Annotated in this window: 18 protein-coding genes and 1 pseudogene; 7 read left to right on the top strand and 12 right to left on the bottom strand. The window is 71.6% G+C overall.

All coding sequences use genetic code 11. The features are described from left to right. Nucleotides 1-5: 5 nt before the first annotated feature. Both NBT67_RS12030 and NBT67_RS12025 read right to left on the bottom strand, forming a co-directional pair. Complete coding sequence (locus tag NBT67_RS12030) at nucleotides 6-845, bottom strand: ABC transporter permease (RefSeq protein WP_251341954.1); 840 nt, start codon at nucleotides 843-845, stop codon at nucleotides 6-8. Continuing rightward, a complete protein-coding gene (locus NBT67_RS12025; RefSeq protein ID WP_251341953.1) occupies nucleotides 842-1,510 on the bottom strand; it encodes an ABC transporter ATP-binding protein in 669 nt (222 codons plus the stop codon). Before NBT67_RS12025 ends, NBT67_RS12030 begins: the two co-directional genes overlap by 4 nt. A 101-nt stretch (nucleotides 1,511-1,611) precedes the next feature. On the opposite strand from NBT67_RS12025, the gene NBT67_RS12020 reads away from it, so the two are divergent. Together NBT67_RS12020 and NBT67_RS12015 are read left to right on the top strand one after the other, a co-directional pair. Beyond that, nucleotides 1,612-2,001, top strand: a complete 390-nt coding sequence (locus tag NBT67_RS12020) for a DUF8048 family protein (RefSeq protein ID WP_251341952.1) — start codon at nucleotides 1,612-1,614, stop codon at nucleotides 1,999-2,001. 53 nt (nucleotides 2,002-2,054) lie between these two features. Then, a complete protein-coding gene (locus NBT67_RS12015) occupies nucleotides 2,055-3,260 on the top strand; it encodes an MFS transporter (RefSeq protein ID WP_251341951.1) in 1,206 nt (401 codons plus the stop codon). Here the strand turns inward: NBT67_RS12015 and NBT67_RS12010 are convergent, their stop codons facing one another. Further along, nucleotides 3,261-3,680, bottom strand: a complete 420-nt coding sequence (locus tag NBT67_RS12010; protein ID WP_251341950.1) for a universal stress protein — start codon at nucleotides 3,678-3,680, stop codon at nucleotides 3,261-3,263. 386 nt (nucleotides 3,681-4,066) lie between these two features. On the opposite strand from NBT67_RS12010, the gene NBT67_RS12005 reads away from it, so the two are divergent. Further along, the gene (locus tag NBT67_RS12005; protein ID WP_251341949.1) at nucleotides 4,067-5,455 is read left to right on the top strand and encodes an Nramp family divalent metal transporter; all 1,389 of its coding nucleotides are present in this window, start codon (nucleotides 4,067-4,069) and stop codon (nucleotides 5,453-5,455) included. Between the two features lie 20 nt (nucleotides 5,456-5,475). Here the strand turns inward: NBT67_RS12005 and NBT67_RS12000 are convergent, their stop codons facing one another. The 3 genes and pseudogenes from NBT67_RS12000 to NBT67_RS11990 all read right to left on the bottom strand — a co-directional run bounded on the left by NBT67_RS12000 (nucleotide 5,476) and on the right by NBT67_RS11990 (nucleotide 8,568). Continuing rightward, nucleotides 5,476-6,168, bottom strand: coding sequence for a DUF8127 domain-containing protein (locus NBT67_RS12000; RefSeq protein WP_251341948.1), 693 nt, complete (start codon nucleotides 6,166-6,168; stop codon nucleotides 5,476-5,478). A gap of 60 nt (nucleotides 6,169-6,228) precedes the next feature. Then, a pseudogene (locus NBT67_RS11995) lies at nucleotides 6,229-7,539 on the bottom strand (putative PEP-binding protein); the annotation flags it as partial. 36 nt (nucleotides 7,540-7,575) lie between these two features. Continuing rightward, nucleotides 7,576-8,568: a type II glyceraldehyde-3-phosphate dehydrogenase gene (locus NBT67_RS11990; RefSeq protein ID WP_251341947.1), complete on the bottom strand. Its 993-nt coding sequence runs from the start codon at nucleotides 8,566-8,568 to the stop codon at nucleotides 7,576-7,578. Between the two features lie 127 nt (nucleotides 8,569-8,695). Between NBT67_RS11990 and NBT67_RS11985 the strand changes: the two genes are divergently transcribed. Both NBT67_RS11985 and NBT67_RS11980 read left to right on the top strand, forming a co-directional pair. Further along, nucleotides 8,696-8,905 (top strand): hypothetical protein, encoded by a 210-nt coding sequence (locus NBT67_RS11985; protein ID WP_251341946.1) that lies wholly within the window; start codon nucleotides 8,696-8,698, stop codon nucleotides 8,903-8,905. Between the two features lie 167 nt (nucleotides 8,906-9,072). After that, the gene (locus NBT67_RS11980; RefSeq protein ID WP_251341945.1) at nucleotides 9,073-9,324 is read left to right on the top strand and encodes a hypothetical protein; all 252 of its coding nucleotides are present in this window, start codon (nucleotides 9,073-9,075) and stop codon (nucleotides 9,322-9,324) included. 8 nt (nucleotides 9,325-9,332) lie between these two features. Here the strand turns inward: NBT67_RS11980 and NBT67_RS11975 are convergent, their stop codons facing one another. Then, on the bottom strand, nucleotides 9,333-10,055 hold the full coding sequence (locus tag NBT67_RS11975) for a glycosyltransferase family 2 protein (RefSeq protein WP_251341944.1): 723 nt from the start codon (nucleotides 10,053-10,055) through the stop codon (nucleotides 9,333-9,335). Between the two features lie 76 nt (nucleotides 10,056-10,131). On the opposite strand from NBT67_RS11975, the gene NBT67_RS11970 reads away from it, so the two are divergent. Next, entirely contained in the window at nucleotides 10,132-10,491 is a 360-nt protein-coding gene (locus NBT67_RS11970; protein ID WP_251341943.1) for a DUF7475 family protein, read from the top strand. Between the two features lie 23 nt (nucleotides 10,492-10,514). Here the strand turns inward: NBT67_RS11970 and NBT67_RS11965 are convergent, their stop codons facing one another. Genes NBT67_RS11965 through NBT67_RS11945 form a run of 5 tightly spaced genes read right to left on the bottom strand, consistent with a single transcriptional unit; the run spans nucleotide 10,515 to nucleotide 15,614 of the window. Then, nucleotides 10,515-11,342: a class I SAM-dependent methyltransferase gene (locus tag NBT67_RS11965; protein ID WP_251341942.1), complete on the bottom strand. Its 828-nt coding sequence runs from the start codon at nucleotides 11,340-11,342 to the stop codon at nucleotides 10,515-10,517. Further along, on the bottom strand, nucleotides 11,342-11,719 hold the full coding sequence (locus tag NBT67_RS11960) for a 6-pyruvoyl trahydropterin synthase family protein (protein WP_251341941.1): 378 nt from the start codon (nucleotides 11,717-11,719) through the stop codon (nucleotides 11,342-11,344). Before NBT67_RS11960 ends, NBT67_RS11965 begins: the two co-directional genes overlap by 1 nt. 36 nt (nucleotides 11,720-11,755) lie before the next feature. Next, nucleotides 11,756-12,811 (bottom strand): zinc-dependent alcohol dehydrogenase, encoded by a 1,056-nt coding sequence (locus NBT67_RS11955; protein ID WP_251341940.1) that lies wholly within the window; start codon nucleotides 12,809-12,811, stop codon nucleotides 11,756-11,758. A 50-nt stretch (nucleotides 12,812-12,861) separates the two neighbouring features. Further along, nucleotides 12,862-13,638, bottom strand: a complete 777-nt coding sequence (locus tag NBT67_RS11950; protein ID WP_251341939.1) for a CDP-alcohol phosphatidyltransferase family protein — start codon at nucleotides 13,636-13,638, stop codon at nucleotides 12,862-12,864. Further along, nucleotides 13,635-15,614 carry an aldo/keto reductase gene (locus tag NBT67_RS11945; protein ID WP_251341938.1) on the bottom strand — a complete coding sequence of 660 codons (1,980 nt, stop codon included), beginning with the start codon at nucleotides 15,612-15,614 and terminating at the stop codon, nucleotides 13,635-13,637. The genes NBT67_RS11950 and NBT67_RS11945 overlap by 4 nt, the downstream gene beginning before the upstream one ends. A gap of 68 nt (nucleotides 15,615-15,682) precedes the next feature. On the opposite strand from NBT67_RS11945, the gene NBT67_RS11940 reads away from it, so the two are divergent. Further along, nucleotides 15,683-16,819: a glycosyltransferase gene (locus NBT67_RS11940; RefSeq protein ID WP_251341937.1), complete on the top strand. Its 1,137-nt coding sequence runs from the start codon at nucleotides 15,683-15,685 to the stop codon at nucleotides 16,817-16,819.

Genomic DNA, 16,819 nt, shown 5'->3' with positions numbered 1-16,819 from the left:
TCCGGTCACCGCTGCACGGCCGCCCGCAGCGCCCCGAGCAGCGTCGTCTCCGCGGGTTCGAACCGGCGGAGCTGTGCGGCGTCGGTGAAGGCCACTCGGGTGAGCAGGAGGCTGGTGGTCATGCTCGTCAGACCGCCCGCGGCGAAGATCATGCCCATGATGACGAACTGGTACTCGGCGGCGTAGATGGGGTTCGCGCCCCCGAGGATCATGCCGGCCATCATCCCCGGGATGTAGACGAGACCGAGCGTCCGCATCGCGTCGACGACGGGGATGAGCGACGCCCGTACGGACTCGGTGACGACCGCCGAGACGGCGCGCTCGGGCGGGACGCCGAGCGCGAGGATCGCCTCGATCTCCCCGCGGTTCGACTCGATCTCCCCCTGGAACCGATCCAGGGTCAGCGAGTTGGTCTTCATCGCGTTCGCGATGATCATGCCGCCGACCGGCACGAGGTTCCGGACCGTGCGCTCGATGGCGCCCGCGGCGACCATCGTCACGATGACGACCGCCGACCCGAGCGCGAGCGAGACGACGGAGATGCGGAAGGCCCCCGGCACGCGGTCGCCGCGCTTGCGCGACTCCCAGGCGGCGTAGCCCACCATCGCGGCGAGCAGGAGCCCGGAGTAGGCGAGCGGGATGGCAAAGAGCGCGCCGATCAGCGCCCCCATCGCGAGCACCTGGACGAACCCGCGGGCGAAGGAGCCGCCGAGTTCCCGCTCCAGATCCAGTCCACGGAGCGACGAGATGCCGACGACGACCGCCGCGAGCGCCGTCGCGGCGGCGACCTGGAGCAGCCCCTCGACGACCACGGGATCGGCCAGGCGGTCGGGCAGGGCGCTCACGCGATCACCTCCCGGGGCGTCCCCACCTCGACGATCCGGCCGTCGCGCAGCCGCGCCACGCGGTCGGCCAGGCGCTCGGCCTGTCGCTCGTCGTGCGTGACGAGGACGACGGTCCGCTCGCCCGACGCCAGGAGGTCCGACAGCAGGCGCTCGACCTCGGCCTCGGCGGCGCTATCGAGGCTGGCGGTCGGCTCGTCGAGCAGGAGCACCTCGGGGTCGTTGGCGACCGTCCGCGCGATGGCGACCCGCTGGGCCTCCCCGCCGGACAGGTCGCCCGTCTCCCGGTCGGCGTAGCCCGACAGCCCCACGGCGTCGAGCAGGTCGACGAGGCGCGTCTCGGGGATCGACTCGCCGCGGAGGCGCGGGCCGATGGTGACGTTCTCGCGGACGGTCCCGTCCCGCAGTGCGGGCTGTTGTGGCACCAGTCCCACCCGCTTTCGCAGCGTCTCCGGCGCCAGCGTCCGGTAGTCGGTCCCGTCGAGGTACACCGTCCCCTCGGTCGGCTCGTCGAGGCGATTGCACAGGCGGAGCAGCGACGACTTTCCGGCGCCGGAGGGGCCGACGATGGCCACCGTCTCCCCGCTCGCGACGTCGAGCGACACCCGGTCGAGGATGCGGTCCCCCTCGACCTCGTAACTCAGTTCTTCGGCGCGCAGGTTCGTCATGGATCGGCGGGCGTCCACTACGTGCCCGTGGGGATCGTACCGTCCGGCCACGCATCAACGTTCTCCCCAAGACCGAAGGGTCGGGGGTGCCGACACCGCGTATGACCGACGAGACCACGGTCGACACCGGCGAAGCCCCGATCACCGGCGCGGTCGTCGAGCGGGTGGCCGCCGAGGCCGCCCCCGACGCCGCCGCCGTCGTCGACGCCCTCCTCGCGCTCAACGCGGAGTTGCTCGGGCGACACTCGGCGTTCGAGCGAACGGCCGACTACGTCACCGTCGACGGGAAGCGCGCCTACCGCGTCGACGAGGACAGGTGGGCGTCGCTGATCGAGGACCTGGGATTCGCGGCGTCGACCGCCGCGGCGGTCCGGGCGGCCCACACCGAACAGGCCCGCCTCCTCTTCGCCTCGGCCGTCGAGGCCGACGACGGGTTCGCCCCGGACGAGGTGGGCGTGGTCGTCGGCGTCGACACGGCCGAGCAGTTCTGATCGCCGGGTGCCGCGAACGCAACGGTAACAAGCCCACCGCGTGACCCACTCCCGTGTCCGGCGTCGATGGGGACCGCGGACTGGCGCTCGTCCCGTGGCGGTCGAGTACGCTCTACGTCGTCCTCTCGTGTTCGCTGATGGGCGTGATGGGCGTCTCGCTGGTCAGCCCGGTCCTCCCGGACCTGCGCCCCGTCTTCGGCGTCTCGGACGCGGCCGTCGGGCTGGTCATCACGGCCTACACCCTCCCGGGCGTCGTCGTCACGCCCTTCGTCGGCCTCGTCGCCGACCGGTTCGGCCGCCGGCGCGTCGTGATCCCCCTCCTCTTTCTCTTCGCCGCCGCCGGGACGGGCGTCGCCTTCGCCCGCACGTTCGCCGAGGTGCTCGCGCTCCGCCTGCTGCAGGGGGTGGGCGCGAGCGCGCTCATCACCCTCGCGGTGACCCTCATCGGCGACGTCTACGACGGCCGCCGGCGCGACGCCGTCATGGGGCTGAACGGGAGCACCATCGGCACCGGCGCCGCCTTCTACCCGCTTCTCGGCGGCGCGCTCGCGGGCATCCGCTGGAGCGCGCCCTTCCTGTTTTTCGGCGTCGCCGCGCTCGTCGGCGTCTTCGCCGCCGCCGTCCTGACCGAACCGGACGCCGAGCGGTCGACCGACCTGCGGGCGTACCTCGGCCGTCTCCGGGCCGTCGCCGTCCTGCCGCGGGCGCTCGCCATCTTCGCCGCGCTCTTTCTCGCCTTCTTCATCTTCTACGGTGCCGTCCTCACGGTCCTCCCGCTCCTCCTGAGCGACGCCTACGGGCTGGGCGCCGGCCGCATCGGCGCCACGCTGTCGGCCGTCGCCCTCGCGAGCGCCGCCGTCTCCTCGGGCTACGGCCGCCTCTCGGGGCGCCGGTCGGCGTCGGAACTCGTCGCGCTCGGCTTCGTCGCCTACGGTGTGGGGCTCCTGGCCGTCCGACTCTCCCCCTCGCCGCTCGCCGTGGGCGCGTCGCTCGCCGTCTTCGGAGTCGGGTTCGGCGTCGTGATGCCCTCCATCGACACCGCGGTCGTCACGCTCGTCGACGACGACCTGCGAGCCGGCGTGATGGGGATGCGAACCAGCGTGTTGCGACTCGGGCAGACGCTCGGCCCGGTCGGCTTCACCGCGACTGCGGGACTCGCCTTCGACTCGCCGCTCGCCGGCTACCGCTTCCTCCTCGCCGTCACTGGCCTCGGGGCGGCCCTCGCCGGCGGCGCGGTCTACCTGCTCCTTCGCCGGTGATCAGGCCTCCGCCCGCCGCTTCTGTTCGACCGTCACGACGGGCACGTCCGCGTTCGCCAGGATCAGCTTCGAGACGCTCCCGAGCAGGATCTTTCCCAGTCCCGTGCGCTTGCGCGACCCGATGACGATGTAGTCCGGATCGAGCTCCTCGGCCACCTGCAGGATGTGGTTGGCCGTCCGCCCCGTCGGCAGGTCACGGCGCGTCTGCTCGGGCATGATCCGCAGATCCACCCCGTCCAGGTCGTCGATGACCGACCGGACGATTTCGGTCACCTCCGCCCGGGCACCCTCCTCGTCCCCGTCCTCGGGGACGACGTGGAGGATCACCAGCTCCTCGTCCATGCTCGTCGCGAGGTCGTACGCCGTCTCGACGACACCCTTGCAGCCCGGGTCTCTGTCGATGGCTGTGAGTATCACCATGCGACCAGTAATTCCTAACAATAATTAAAGCACTTTCGACCGCGTCATTCATTACTACGTACCGACTGGTTCGCCGCGGCTCGATCGAGGCGACTGTCGCCACTATCGCGGCGACGGCAGCCGATTTCCCACCGAGATCTTCCTGAAACGAAGGCTGTTAAATCACCTTAAGGAATATGGTGTTCATGATAAATAATGCAAAATGTGCGCCGATCCGCGTTTATACCACGGTCACCGTCTTTCATCGGGTTGTACATGCGGCAGAGACCACGATTCGCTCCCGCGTCGACCCCGGTCGACGCCCCCGGACGCACTGGCCAGTTCCGCTCGCGGACACGCAGTCGCCCCCGCCGCCCCGACGGCGATCCCGCGGGGGGTGTGTCGCGGTGAGTACCGGATCCGTGGACGCCGCGACCGAAACGCGCATCTCCGAGCCCCCGGCCACCCTGACGGAGTTCCTGAGTTACATGGGGCCGGCGTGGGTGTTCACCGCCTCGCAGATCGGCGGGGGCGAGGTGTTGAGCGTGCCACTCGGCGGTGCCTACCTCGGGATGGAGGGCATCTGGCTCATCCCGCTGATCACCTTTACGAAGATCTTCGGGCAGTACTACCTCGTCCGCTACGGCGTCATGACCGGCGACACGTTCCTCGACGCCCTCTACGAGAAGGGTTGGGCGCTGAAGTGGATCTTCTACTACGTGTTCCTCGGCGGCCTGATATACGCCATCGGGCTCTCCGGCCACCTCGGGGAGACCGCCGGCGCGTTCCAGGAACTCGTCCCCCTCTCCACCGAGGTGTGGATGATCGTGACCGTCCTCGCCGGCCTCGCCATCGTGATGACCCGGTCCTACGACCTGATCGAGAAGATCGCCACCTCGCTGCTGTGGATCTTCCTCGTGTTGATCGCGTTCGTCTCGCTCAGCACCGCGGGGCGGTGGATGGACGGCCTCGCGAGCGGCCTGGTCCCCTCGATGCCCGGCGAGGTGTCCGGCCTCGGCGTCGGCGGCATGGCGTTCGTCCTCACGATGTTCGGCTGGATCGGCGCCGGCTTCGGCCCGACCGTCTCCTACGTCTGGTTCGCGAAGGACAAGGTGATGGGGATGTTCGAACCCCTCGAGGCGGGCCACGACGTCGACAAGTACGATCTCTCCGACGAGGAGATCGACCGCCTCAAGGGGTGGGGCGACATCGTCCTCTGGCAGAACCTGCTGTCCTCGACCATCCTGGCCGTCTTCTCCTTTTTCATGTGGACGGCCGCCGCCGCGACGCTGCACACGCAGGGCATCGAGCCCAGCGGGTTCACCGTCATCCCGCAGATGGCCGAGATCTTCACGACCCAGTTCGGCGAGTGGTCCGCCGCGCTCTTCCTGTTGACCACCGTCGCCGCGCTGTTCTCGACGCTCATCGGCCCGCTCTACGGCATGTCGCGGCTCTGGGAGGACGCCTTCGCGCTCCACGGCGTCTTCGACCGGTTCGACGTCACCCGTGACACCGTCTTCCGCGCGACGGTCCTGCTCTTCGCGGCCATCCCGCTCGCGCTCAACCTCCTCTTCGAGGCGCCGCTCATCCTCTTTGCCCTCTCCGGGGCGCTGTTCGCGCCGGTGATCGGCCTCATGTACCTCGCCGTGATGTACATGTCCTTCGACATCGACATCGACTCCCTCTCGCCGACGCGCCGGTGGGCCGTCGCCCTCGCCGTCTTCGCCGGCGTCGTCATGATCGTCTCCGGGCTCTGGGAGGCGCGCGGGTCGATCCAGACGCTGCTCGGGATGTAGCCCTCCTTTTTCCCGTCCCCTCAGGACGCCCGCCGGCCGGCGGTCCACACCAGCGCGAGGCCGCCGAGCCACCCCACGAGGCGCAGCAGGGCCACCTGCGCCGGCGGCGGCGACTCGATCCCCCACCGCCGCGTCTCCTCGACCGTCCGCACCCGCGAGAGGACGTAGTAGGTCCCCTCGTGGGCGACGTATCGCTCGCCGACGGACGCGGTGGTGCGGACCCGCCCCTCCTCGATGGCCGTCCGGGCGGCCGGGCTCGCGTCACCGTACGCCGTCGCCAGCGCCCGGCGTGCCCGCTCGGGCGGGACGCGGTCGAGACCCAGGACGAGCGTGTCGCCCTCGACGCGCGCGGTCGGTCGGAAGACCGAGCCGTTCGCGGCGACGAACCGGTGGTCGGCAGCCCGCCCGTCGACGTCCGCGTCCGTCTCGACGCGGAGCGGTCCCTCCGTCCGGACGTAGCGAACGAGGGCGCAGTCCCGCGACTCGACGGCGACGTAGTTGCAGTCGAGGACGCCCTCGACGGCGTCGTCGGGCAGGGCGCCGGGCGCCGCGTCGCCCACCTCGCGGGCCTCGTAGACGGACACCCGTTCCGCGGGGTTCCCCGCGGGGTAGAGATACAGGCCGTTGGCGACCAGCAGGAGGCCGAGGGCGAAGACGGCGACCGTTCTGACGATCCGTGGGGGCTGGGAAAGGGGAAGCGGACGACTGCTCACGTGCCGGCTCCTCGCGTGCGTGGGGGAAACCCCTGTCGACGGCGAACGGAGTCGCGGCGATCAGTCGATCCGGGGGTCCTCGTCGTCCAGGTTCTCCCGCGCCGCGTCGAGCAGGAGTTTCCGCTCGGCGCGGGCGACGACGCGGCGCACCTCGCCGACGGCGTCGATGTTCGAGGAGAGGGAACTGATCCCCCTCTCCACGAGGAACTTCGCCATGTCGGGGTGGGAGCCGGACTGTCCCGTGATGGTGGTGTCGACGTCGCGTTCGTTACACGCCTCGATGACCTCCGCCATCGCCTCCAGGATGGTGGGGTGGAAGTCGTCGAAGCGGTCCGCGACCATCGCGTTGTTGCGGTCGACCGCGAGCATGAACTGGACGATGTCGTTGGTGCCCAGCGCGACGAAGTCGATGCCCTCGTCGATGATCTCGTCGATGGCGCGGATGCTGGCCGGCGTCTCGATCATCGCCCCCCAGCGGTGCTTCTCCCGGTCGATGCCCACCTCGTCCATCAGTTCGCGGGCGCGGCGCACGTCCGCCGCGTCGTTGGGGAGGGGGAACATGACCTCGACGTTGTCGTAGCCCATGTCGTGCAGGCGCTTGAACGCCCGCAGTTCGAGTTTGACCATCTCGGGTTCCTTCAGCGAGCGCCGGATGCCCCGGTAGCCGAGCATCGGGTTGTGCTCGTGGGGTTCCTCCTCGCCCCCCTCGAGTTCCGCGAGTTCGTCCGTCGGGGCGTCGAGGGTGCGGGCGCGCACCGGCCGCGGGTAGAACGCGTCGGCCACCTTCCGGATCTCCTCGGAGATCTCCTCGACGAAGGCGTCCTCGCCGTGGTCCGCGACGTACCTCTCGGGCGTCTTGCTCGTCGAGAGCAGGATGTGCTCCAGTCGCAGGAGGCCGACGCCGTCGGCGCCCGTGTCGGCCGCCCGCTGGGCGGCGTCGGGGATTGAGACGTTCACCTTCACCTCCGTCGCCGTGGTCGGCGGGGCGCCGCTGCCGCCCTCGGTGGGGTCGTCCCCGGGATCGGCGTCCTCGACTTCCTCCTCGGCGACGACGACCGTCCCTTTCTGGCCGTCGAGGGTGACCCGCTGGCCGTCGGACAGGACGGACGTGGCGTCGCCACAGCCGACGATGGCGGGCACGCCGAGTTCGCGGGAGACGATGGCCGCGTGGGAGGTCATCCCGCCCTCGTCGGTGATGATCCCCGCCGAGCGTTTCATCGCGGGCACCATGTCGGGCGCGGTCATCTCGGTGACGATCACGTCCCCCTCGTCGATCCGGTCGGCCTCGTCGATGTCCTCGATGATCCTCACGGGACCGGTCGCGACGCCGGGGCTCGATCCGTAGCCGCTGACCAGTTCGGTGCCCGGTTCCGACGGCTCGTCGACCGTCTCGGTCTCGCTTGCCATTTAAATGTTGCCGATTCCCAGCACGTCGTTCGTCAGTTCGATGCTCTCCTCGGCGTCGGCGTCGCCCATCATCGCGCGGATGGCGTCGACGTTCTCCGGCACCACGTCGCTCTCGCGGTGGATGGACTGGAACAGGTGGAGCTGTGGCCCCTCCATGCTGATGGAGTCCTCGAAGATCTGGTTCTCGTAGAGGTTCATCCGGTCGCGGCCGCGGTCGAGGGCGAACTCCTGTAGCTCCCACCCGGAGTCGATCCCCAGGTCGCCGTCGACGACGTGGATGCGCGACTGGGAGGCGAGCAGGTCCCGAACCTCCGCGGCGCTCGGCTCCGCCCCGAGTTCCACGTTGATCCCGTGGAAGTGGTGGCGCACCGTCGGCACCTTCATCCCCATCGTCGTCACCGGTCCCATATCCGGAATGACTTCGAGCGCGTCCGGACCGTGATGCGAGGGGAGCGTGACGGGATCGGCGGAGATGACCGCGTGTTCGCCCCGACACCGCACGAGCGTGATGCTCGCGCGTTCGACGCCGTACTCCTCGTGCAGCGGCGCGAACATCCGGTTCAGCCCCGTCGTGTTACAGGAGACGATCCGCACGTACTCCTCGTCGGTCGCCTCGGAGTAGTTGGCGCGGGCGGTGAAACTCGCCTCGGCAACGTCGGCGCCCTCGCCGCCCTGGAACAGCGCCGGCGTGTCGTACTCCTCGTAGACCGGGCGGTACTCCGCGCCCATCCCGGCCGGCGTCGCGTCGGCGACGATGTCGCTCGCCTCGATGAGGTCGTGGATGTCGCCCGCGACCGCCATCCCAGCCTCGGCCCACCGGTCCTCCCGCCCCTCCGGGACGTAGATGTCGTAGCCGCGCTCCGCGGCCGCGTCCGCCGTGTGGTTCGGACTGGCCTTGCCGATGCCCACGAGCTCCATGTCGGGCATCGAGCTCACTGCGTCGGCGACCCGCTTGCCGATGGTGCCGTATCCGTTTACGCCTACGCGAATCATACCGTTCGTTGGCCTCACCCGCATATAGTGTCGATGTCTTTCGCAGGTTTTGCATGAACTTTCGTCCTTAACCGCCGTGCCTACTCACCTCCGGTACCGGCGCCGCCACCCGCGTCGTCGGCCCATCATGGTCGATCCGAAACAAGGGGTCTCCCGTCGCGGCATCCGCATCCTCGGCGTCTTCGTCGCCGCCTATCTGCTGATCGGGTCGTACATGTACCTCTACATGGACCTCCCGACGCTCGCCTACGTCGCCTACGGGATCCTGAGCTGGGTCGGCGGCATGCTGCTGTTCTACCGACTGCACTCCTCGTTCATGGCCGACTTCGACCCGTGACCCGTCCCGCCCGCTGTCGCCTCTCCGCCGCGTTCCACCCCGCCGCGTTCCACCCCGCCGTGCAGTTACTTTCCCGGCAGAATCATTCATGAATATCCATTTTAATAACGGTCGACAATTACCTCGTCAAATATATTTGGGTCCAGCCATAAATTGCTGAGAGACCGATGGCCGCCGTTCCCGACACCTGCGACGACCGATTCGGCTCCGATTCGGGCGAGGGACCCCCCGAAGCGCAGGTCGTCCTCGGCACCGTGATGGTCGCGACCGTCGCCGCCGTCGCCGCCGCGGGCTCCCTCTTCGCCCCCGCCGCCGCGGCCACGGCCGCCGTCGTGATGCTCCCCCTTCTGATCGCCGCCTCGCTTCGGACTTCGCTCTCCGAACACTCCGCCTACGTCGCCCTCGCCGAGCGCCGATAGCCCTCCGGCTACTCGCTTCCGGCGGCCCCCACGCACTCCCCCCGTAGCCGCCGCTTGATCGCGTTTCGCACCCGCTGGAGCGGCTGGGTGATCCCCGCGGCCCGCGCCCGACGATAGAGCCGTCGCGTCGGCGTCACGTCCATCACCTCGTCGTATCGCTCGGGATACTCCCGCTTCAGCCGCGCCTCCAGCGCCGGGTCGAACGCCGTCCGTGGCACCGACGGGTGGCACATCCGGAACGACTCCTCGAACCGACAGCGACCCGCCGCCTCGGCCTCCATCCGCCAGCCGAACTCCACGTCCTCGCGCCACTCGGAGAACGCCGACCGGAAGCCGCCGACGTCGAGGGCCGCGTCCCGCCGGACGGCGAGGTTACACCCCACGTAGTGTCGCGGGCCGAAACTGCGACAGCCGCCGTAGACGGGACCCTCCAGACAGACCAGCGCCGGATCCGACTCGAAGGCGGCGTGGGCCGTCGCCAGCCAGTCCGCCGGCGGTCTGGTGTCGTCGTCGGTGAGCGCCACCACCCCGGCCGACGCCGCCTCCAGCCCCCTGTTTCTGGCTTCCGAGCGGTCGACCGACCCGTCGTCGACGAGGAGGATTTCGTAGTCACCGTCGAACGCCTGTGCCCGCAGGCAGGCCATCGTCGGCCGGTGGTCGGAGGCCGGCACCGACGGCACGACGACCGACACGGCCGGATCGCTCGCCCGCCGCACGTACTCGATGCCCATACCCAACCGACGGCCCGCCGGTCAATAAATAACCGACCCCAGGGTTTAGGCCGCCTCGCGACAACCGTGGGAGGGAATGTCGTCCACGTCCACCTTCGAGACGGCGTCGCTCACCCGCCTCCACTGGTTCGGCGTCGCGCTGGCGGCCGTCACCGGCCTCGTCCACCTGTACTTCGGCGTCCTCGCCATCGACACTCTCCAGGGCGTCAGCTTCGTCCTCGCGGGCGTCGCCTTCTTCGTCGCCATCCTCCTCCTCCTGGTGGGGTATCGCCGCCGGCTCCTCTATCTCGTCGGGATTCCCTTCACCGGCGTCCAGATCCTCCTCTACTTCTACCTGAACTGGCCCAACGTCCTCGGCCCCGGCGGCATCGGCGACAAGGTGGTGCAGGTGACGCTGATCGCCGTCCTCGTCGTCCTCTACCGCCGGGAGGCGTAGTCGCTCGCCCCGAGAGGCGGCGCTCACCCGGGCCGGTAGAGCACGTCGTACCCGTGGGCCACGTAGGTCAGCGTCCCCGAATCGAGCTGTCGGCGGCGGGTTCGGAGCCAGTCCTCGGCTCCCGGCACCCCGTCGACCGCCTCCTCGACGAACGAGAGGATCGCTCCGAGGAAGCGGCGCTCGTCCGCGGGGTAGCCGCCGTCGCGGGGGTGGACGATCCAGTCCGACGCGCCGGCCGCCAGCAGGGCGCCGTCCCGCGCCCGGCAGCGGTCGAGCAGGTGCCGGCCCGCCCGGGCGTCCCGCCCCGGTTCGTCGTCGATGGCGTCGTGATACGCCGCGACGACGGCGTCGTCGGCCGGGTGGTCGGGCTGGAAGACCGTCTCGCCGTCGAAGGTGATCGGCGCGTACACCAGGCCGCCGGGCGCCAGCGCCGACGCGAAGGCGTCGAGCGCCTCGTCGACGGGCACGAGGTCCAGAAACGCCGCCGCGACGACGAGGTCCGCCCGCTCGCCGGCGAACGCGTCGAGGGCGTCGCCCGCCTCGAACCGGACGGTCAGGTCGTCGACGCGGAATCCCTCGCCGTCGGCGTCGGCGTCGGCGTCGAGTTCCGCCGCCCGCAGCGCCCGGGCGCGCTCGACGGTGGCGGCGTCGCGGTCGACTCCCCGGTACTCGCCGTCGGTCACGCCCCACGCCACGAGACGGGGGACGGTGACGCCGGTGCCACAGCCGGCCTCAAGCACCCGCGGCGCCGCCGGGAGTTCGTCGAGGAGGCGGTCACGCACCCGCCGGTCCAGCGCGCGCTCGTCGACCGTGCGCTTCGCCTCCAGATACCCCTCGTCGGCGTGGTTCATCACAGCGCGCGCTCGTGGCTGGCCCACGCGTCCTCGTCCTCCCACATCCGGACGGTCAGGCGCGTGGGGTGGTCGGTGGGAACGTGCTCGACGAACCGGTCGCCGAAGACCCGCGCGAAGCGCTCGACGCTCGGGTTCGCCCCCTCGAACTCCGGCAGGTCGTTCAGGAGCGCGTCGCGATAGCGGGCCTCCAGGTCGTCGAGGGCGGCGTCGACGGCGTCGATGTCGACGAGGTAGCCGTACTCGTTGAGGTCGGGGCCGGCGAAGCGCACCGCCACCTCGAAGTGGTGGCTGTGCACCTCGCCTTCGGGGCCGGGGTCGGGGACCGTGAGGAAGTGTTGGGCCACGAAGTCCCGCGACACCGAGAGCCGATACATACCCGGGCGTGGGGGCGGATCGACTTATACCCCGGCCTACTCGTAGGTGAGCAACACCTGCAGCGCGTTCTCGGGGCCGTCGTCCAGCAGTCGGTAGGCGTCCCCGGCGCTCCCGACGCCGATCCGGTGGGTGACGAGGCGGTCGGTCGCCAGTCCCCGGAGGCGCTCCCACGCCACGTCCAGCCGCCGTTCCTTGGTCCACCGACCCCGGAGGTCGGGCGCGAGCGTGCTCACCTGACTCGACGACACGTCGATCCGGTTCCGGTGGAAAAAGCCCCCGAGGTCCGTCTCGGCGCGCTTGCGCCCGTACCACGACCCGACGACGATCCGGCCGTCGTACCCCACGGCGTCGATGGCGCCGTCGAGCGTCTCGGGCGACCCCGAGAGTTCGTAAACCAGGTCCGCGCCCGGGGGGTCGCCGCGCTCGCCCACCGTCGCCGCCGCCTCGGGCCGGAGCGTCTCGTCGGCGCCGAGGCGGGTGGCCATCTCCCGCCGGTGGGGGACGGGCTCGACCACCGTGAGCCGCTCCAGCGGGAACGACGACAGGACGCTCGTCGTGACGAGGCCGACCATGCCCGCGCCGAAGACGACGACCCGTTCGCCGACCCGCGGCCGGCCGTCCATGGCGAGCGTCGTCGCCGTCTCCGCCGTCGGCAGGAGGGCCGCCGTCTCCGTCGAGACGTCCTCCGGCACCGGCACGAGGGCGTCCGGCGTCGCGAGGAAGTGGCTCTCGTGGGGGTGGAAGGCGAAGACCCGCCGGCCGCGCCACGACTCGTCGACGTTCGCGCCGCAGGCCACCACCTCCCCGACGGCCGCGTAGCCGTACTTCAGCGGGTAGGAGAGGTCGCCGTCGAGCGAATCGAGCGTCGCGTCGGCGGGCAGGTCGCGGGGCATCTCCCCACGGTAGATCAGGAGTTCGGTCCCCGAACTCACCGCCGAGCGGCGCGTCTCGACGAGCACCTCGTCGGGGCCGGGGGCGCTCACCGGCTCCGGTTCGACGCTGACCGTCCGTGGCTCGGTGAAGTAGAGCGACCGTCCGGTCGTGGGGAGGGTGGTCCCCGTCTCGTCGGCGTCCTCGACGCTCCCTGTCACGAACGCTCTAGCGACGCCGCTCACTTCATACTGCCGCCCGGGACGGGCGGCTACCCATCGCCGCGCCGGCCGATCCGTCCCCCCAGTCGCCCCGTGACGGCCAGGTAGTCGCGCGCGAAGACGGCGAGCGACGGCGCGACGACGACCAGGCTCGCCGGGTGGACGAGCGACGCCGGCAGGGCCGGCGCCAGCGCGACGGTGATGAACCCCATCTGGAGCGCCGCCAGCGGGCGTCGCACCCGGCTGGCCGGCAGGTCGGCCACGGGTCGCTCCCGGCGGCGGCGCCACCCGACGCCGGCGCGGTAGACGTACCGCGCGGCCGACAGCGAGAGGTAGGCGAGGGGGAGTCGCCCCCACGCGACGCCCACGAGCGGCGCGACGAGAAAGCCCAGCGTATCGAAGGCGTGGTCGAGTCTCTCCCCGAGCGGCGTCGTCCGCCCCGTTCGCCGCGCGAGACGGCCGTCGGCGAAATCGAGGGCGACGCCGGTCCCGTAACAGACCGCGGGCGCCCAGCGCACCGCCGGCGCCGACGGCGGGACGACCAGAAACCCCGCCGTCGCGGCGTACAGCAGCCCCCGTGCCAGCGTGACGAGGTTCGGCGGGGCGGCCGCCGCTCCCGGTCGGTCGGCGTCGACGTGGTAGGCGAGAAAGCCCACCTCGTAGGCCAGGACCGCCCCCGTCACCAGCGTCCACCGGTTCGCGGCGGCGCGGGTCGTCGCGTCGGCGACGAGCGTCCACCCCCCGACCGCCACCCCGGCGGCGGCGACGGCCGTCGCCGTCACCGCGGCGGCCCCCAGTCGCCGTTCGCGGACGTTCCTCCCGCTCATCGCTCGAACTCCGGGTCTTCGAGCCCCGCGAACCGCTCCCGCGCCTCGGGGGGGAGGCGGTGGCCCGCCGCGGCGAGGTTCTCGACCACGTGGTCGGGGTCGGTGCTGGAGGGGATGGGGACGACGCCCCGGCCGACGTGCCACGCGAGGACCGCCGCCGCCGGCGTGACGCCCATCGCGGCGGCGACGTCCTCGACGACCGGGTCGTCGAGCAGCCCCGGCACCGACAGCGGGGAGTGGGCCACTACCCGGATTCCCCGCTCGTGACACCAGTCGACCAGGTCGGTCCGGGGCCGGTAGGGGTGGCACGCCACCTGCACGACGGCGGGGGGAACCCGCGCGAACGCGACGAGTTCGACGAGCGTCGACAGGTCGACGTTACAGATCCCGAGCGTCGCCGCGAGCCCCCGGTCGTGGAGGTCCTCCATCCCCCGCCACGCCGATTCGAGGCTCACGTCCGCCCGCTCCCGGTCGCCGTCCGCCGTCTCGGGGAAGGTGAGCGCCTCCTGTCTCTCGACCGGTAGCTCCGCGAGTCGCCGCAGCGGTCCGGTGTACGCCCACGACTCCGGCCAGTGGAGCATGTAGCAGTCCAGGGAGTCCAGCCCGAGGTCGGCGAGCGTCGTCTCGCAGGCCTCCGCGACGTGACCGTGGTTGGTGTTCCACGCCTTGCTCGCGACGAACAGGGCCTCCCGGTCGGGGCTCCCCGGCGCGGCCAGAATCTCGCCGATCCGCGCCTCGTTGCCGTACAGTTCCGCGGAGTCGAGGAGGCGATAGCCGGCGTCCAGCGCCCGCTCGATGGAGTCCCGCCGGTCGACGTACTCGCCGTCGCGGTAGCGCGAACACCCGAACCCGACCGGGGGGAGACGGAGGGCGGCGTCCGGGGGGCCGACGGGGCCGTCGGCGTCCGTCCCGCCGGCCGCCCCCCACACCACGCGCCGCTCGGCGGGCGCGTCGACGCCGCACGCGTCCACCGCCGCCGACCCCCGCTCGGCCGCCCGTTCGACCGCGTTGCAGACGGCGACGACGTGGGCGGCCCGCCGGGCGGTCGAGCGGTCCGGCCGCCCCCGGCGGACGCTCGCCGCGAGGCGCTCCGGCCCCGCGAGATACGGCGTCCGCCGCGACGGCGCGGTGAGCGGGTTCGGGGTGTACTCCCGCCCCGCCCGGCCCACCGAGACGTGGCGCTCGCCGTCGCCGCCGAGGGCGCCCGCGTCGTCGAGATAGCACGATCCGTCGTCGCCGTGGAGTTCGAGGCTGGTGAACTCCCGGCTCCGGTGGGGGGCGTAGAAGCTCGCGGTCAGGCGCGTCACCGGACCGTCGGCGAAGTCGAGGGTCGCCTCGACGTGACTGGGCCGCTCCGGCGTCCGCGCCGCCCGGTCGGGCCAGGGGTCGACGGCGTCGGCGGTCCGCACCCGGGCCACCGGTCCGAACCACGCCACGAGGAGGGTCAGCGGGTAGACCCCGCCGTCGTACAGCGGGCCGACCCGGAGGAAGGAGTCGGGGTCGTCGTGCCACTCCGTCACCCGGCCGACGTGGGCGTGGGCGTACGCCAGGCGGACGGCGCCGAGGCGACCGTCGTCGACCGCCCGCCGCGCGAGTCGCTGGGCCTCGCCCTCGGGGTTGGTGGGCGCACACCCGAGCGCCAACCCCCGCCGCTCCGCGAGGGCGACCAGTTCCCGCGCCCGGTCGGCCGACAGCGCGAGCGGTTTCTCGCTCCAGACGTGTCGCCCCGCGCGGAGCGCCCGCTCCGTCACCGTCGCGTGGGCGTCGTGGCTCGTGAGGTTCACCACCAGCGGCGCGTCCGTCGCCGCGAGGGCGGCGTCGAGGTCGGTGTAGGCCGTCGCGCCCGTCTCGGCCGCGAACGCGGCCGCCCGGTCGGCGTCGAAGTCACACGCCGCGACCGGCGAGAGCGGCGAGGCGTCCAGGGTGGCGGCGTACTTCCGGGCCACCGCGCCACACCCCACGAACGCACACTCCATACCCGTCGGCAGGCGGCGGTCGTGAAAAGCCTCCCGCCGCTTAAGTCGGTTCGCCCCCCACGACGGCCATGGCGCGGGTGGCGGTCCTCCACAACACGCTCGACGGCCGCGGCGGCGCCGACGCCGTCTGTCTCCACGTCTGTGAGGCGCTCCAGTCCGTCCACGACGTGACCCTCCTCACCCTCTCGCGGTCGTCGCTCGCGGACCTGAACCGGCTGTTCGACACCGACGCACGCGTCCCCGTCTACCGTCCGCCGGGCACGGCCCTCGTCTGCCGGGCGTTCGACGCCCTCCCCGAACGCTGGGGGCCGGCGCTGGCCCCGCGGAGCGTCCTGCTTCACCGCCTGTTCGCCCGCCACGCCGACCGGTTCGACGCCGCCGTCAGCACCGCCAACGAGTTCGCCCTCCCGGTTCCCTCCGTGCAGTACGTCCACTACCCGCAGTTCAACCGGCGGGCGGCGCCGGCCGGGTCGGCGGGCCGCCTGAACCCGCTCTGGAGCCGGCTGGCCGGCCTCGGGGACCGACGCCTCCCGGCCGACGCCCGCCTCCTCGCCAACTCCGCGTGGACGGCCGACGCCGTCGAGGCCGTCTACGGCCGCCGACCCGCGGTCACGTTCCCGCCGGTCGACCCGCCGCCGGATCCGCGTCCGTGGACCGAACGCGAGAGCGGGATCGTCGTGGTGGGGCGTCTGGCGCCCGACAAGCGGCCGCTGCGGGCGATCCGGATCGTCGACGGCGTCCGCGAGCGGGGACACGACCTGCATCTCCACCTGGCCGGGTCGTCCTCGTCGGCCTACGCCGAGTACGCCCGACGGGTCGCCGCCGCGGCCGCCGACCGGCCGTACGTCCACCTGGACCGCGACGCGCCCCGCGAGCGGATCGACGAGTTGCTGGAAACCCACCGCTACGGGCTCAACTGCAAGCCACGGGAACACTTCGGGATGGCCGTCGCGGAGTACGTCGCGGCGGGGATGGTGGCGTTCGCGCCCGACGCCGGCGGGCAACGGGAGGTGTTGGCGAACCGCACGGACCGGCTGTTCGACTCCACGGCCGACGCGGTGGCGACCGTCGCCGCGGCCATCGAGGCGGACGCCCGACCCACGCTCCCCCGCGACCGCTACGCGAGCGACCGGTTTCACGCCGCGATCCGGCGCCACGTGGCCGAACTCCTCGGCCGTTCGCCCGCCGAACGCGTGGAGAAGTAG

Source organism: Haloplanus sp. GDY1, assembly GCF_023703775.1.
In the GTDB taxonomy this organism is placed as follows: domain Archaea; phylum Halobacteriota; class Halobacteria; order Halobacteriales; family Haloferacaceae; genus Haloplanus; species Haloplanus halophilus.
This window is presented reverse-complemented; position numbering and strand designations above follow the sequence as displayed.

Excerpts from the sequence above, each read along its gene's own strand:
- NBT67_RS11980 (WP_251341945.1), top strand. The coding sequence starts at position 9,073 with ATGGCCGCCGTTCCCGACACCTGCGACGACCGATTCGGCTCCGATTCG.
- NBT67_RS12010 (WP_251341950.1), bottom strand. The coding sequence starts at position 3,680 with ATGGTGATACTCACAGCCATCGACAGAGACCCGGGCTGCAAGGGTGTC.
- NBT67_RS11965 (WP_251341942.1), bottom strand. The coding sequence starts at position 11,342 with ATGAACCACGCCGACGAGGGGTATCTGGAGGCGAAGCGCACGGTCGAC.
- NBT67_RS11940 (WP_251341937.1), top strand. The coding sequence starts at position 15,683 with ATGGCGCGGGTGGCGGTCCTCCACAACACGCTCGACGGCCGCGGCGGC.
- NBT67_RS11945 (WP_251341938.1), bottom strand. The coding sequence starts at position 15,614 with ATGGAGTGTGCGTTCGTGGGGTGTGGCGCGGTGGCCCGGAAGTACGCC.
- NBT67_RS12020 (WP_251341952.1), top strand. The coding sequence starts at position 1,612 with ATGACCGACGAGACCACGGTCGACACCGGCGAAGCCCCGATCACCGGC.
- NBT67_RS11975 (WP_251341944.1), bottom strand. The coding sequence starts at position 10,055 with ATGGGCATCGAGTACGTGCGGCGGGCGAGCGATCCGGCCGTGTCGGTC.
- NBT67_RS12025 (WP_251341953.1), bottom strand. The coding sequence starts at position 1,510 with ATGACGAACCTGCGCGCCGAAGAACTGAGTTACGAGGTCGAGGGGGAC.
- NBT67_RS11990 (WP_251341947.1), bottom strand. The coding sequence starts at position 8,568 with ATGATTCGCGTAGGCGTAAACGGATACGGCACCATCGGCAAGCGGGTC.
- NBT67_RS11970 (WP_251341943.1), top strand. The coding sequence starts at position 10,132 with ATGTCGTCCACGTCCACCTTCGAGACGGCGTCGCTCACCCGCCTCCAC.
- NBT67_RS11985 (WP_251341946.1), top strand. The coding sequence starts at position 8,696 with ATGGTCGATCCGAAACAAGGGGTCTCCCGTCGCGGCATCCGCATCCTC.
- NBT67_RS11950 (WP_251341939.1), bottom strand. The coding sequence starts at position 13,638 with ATGAGCGGGAGGAACGTCCGCGAACGGCGACTGGGGGCCGCCGCGGTG.
- NBT67_RS11960 (WP_251341941.1), bottom strand. The coding sequence starts at position 11,719 with ATGTATCGGCTCTCGGTGTCGCGGGACTTCGTGGCCCAACACTTCCTC.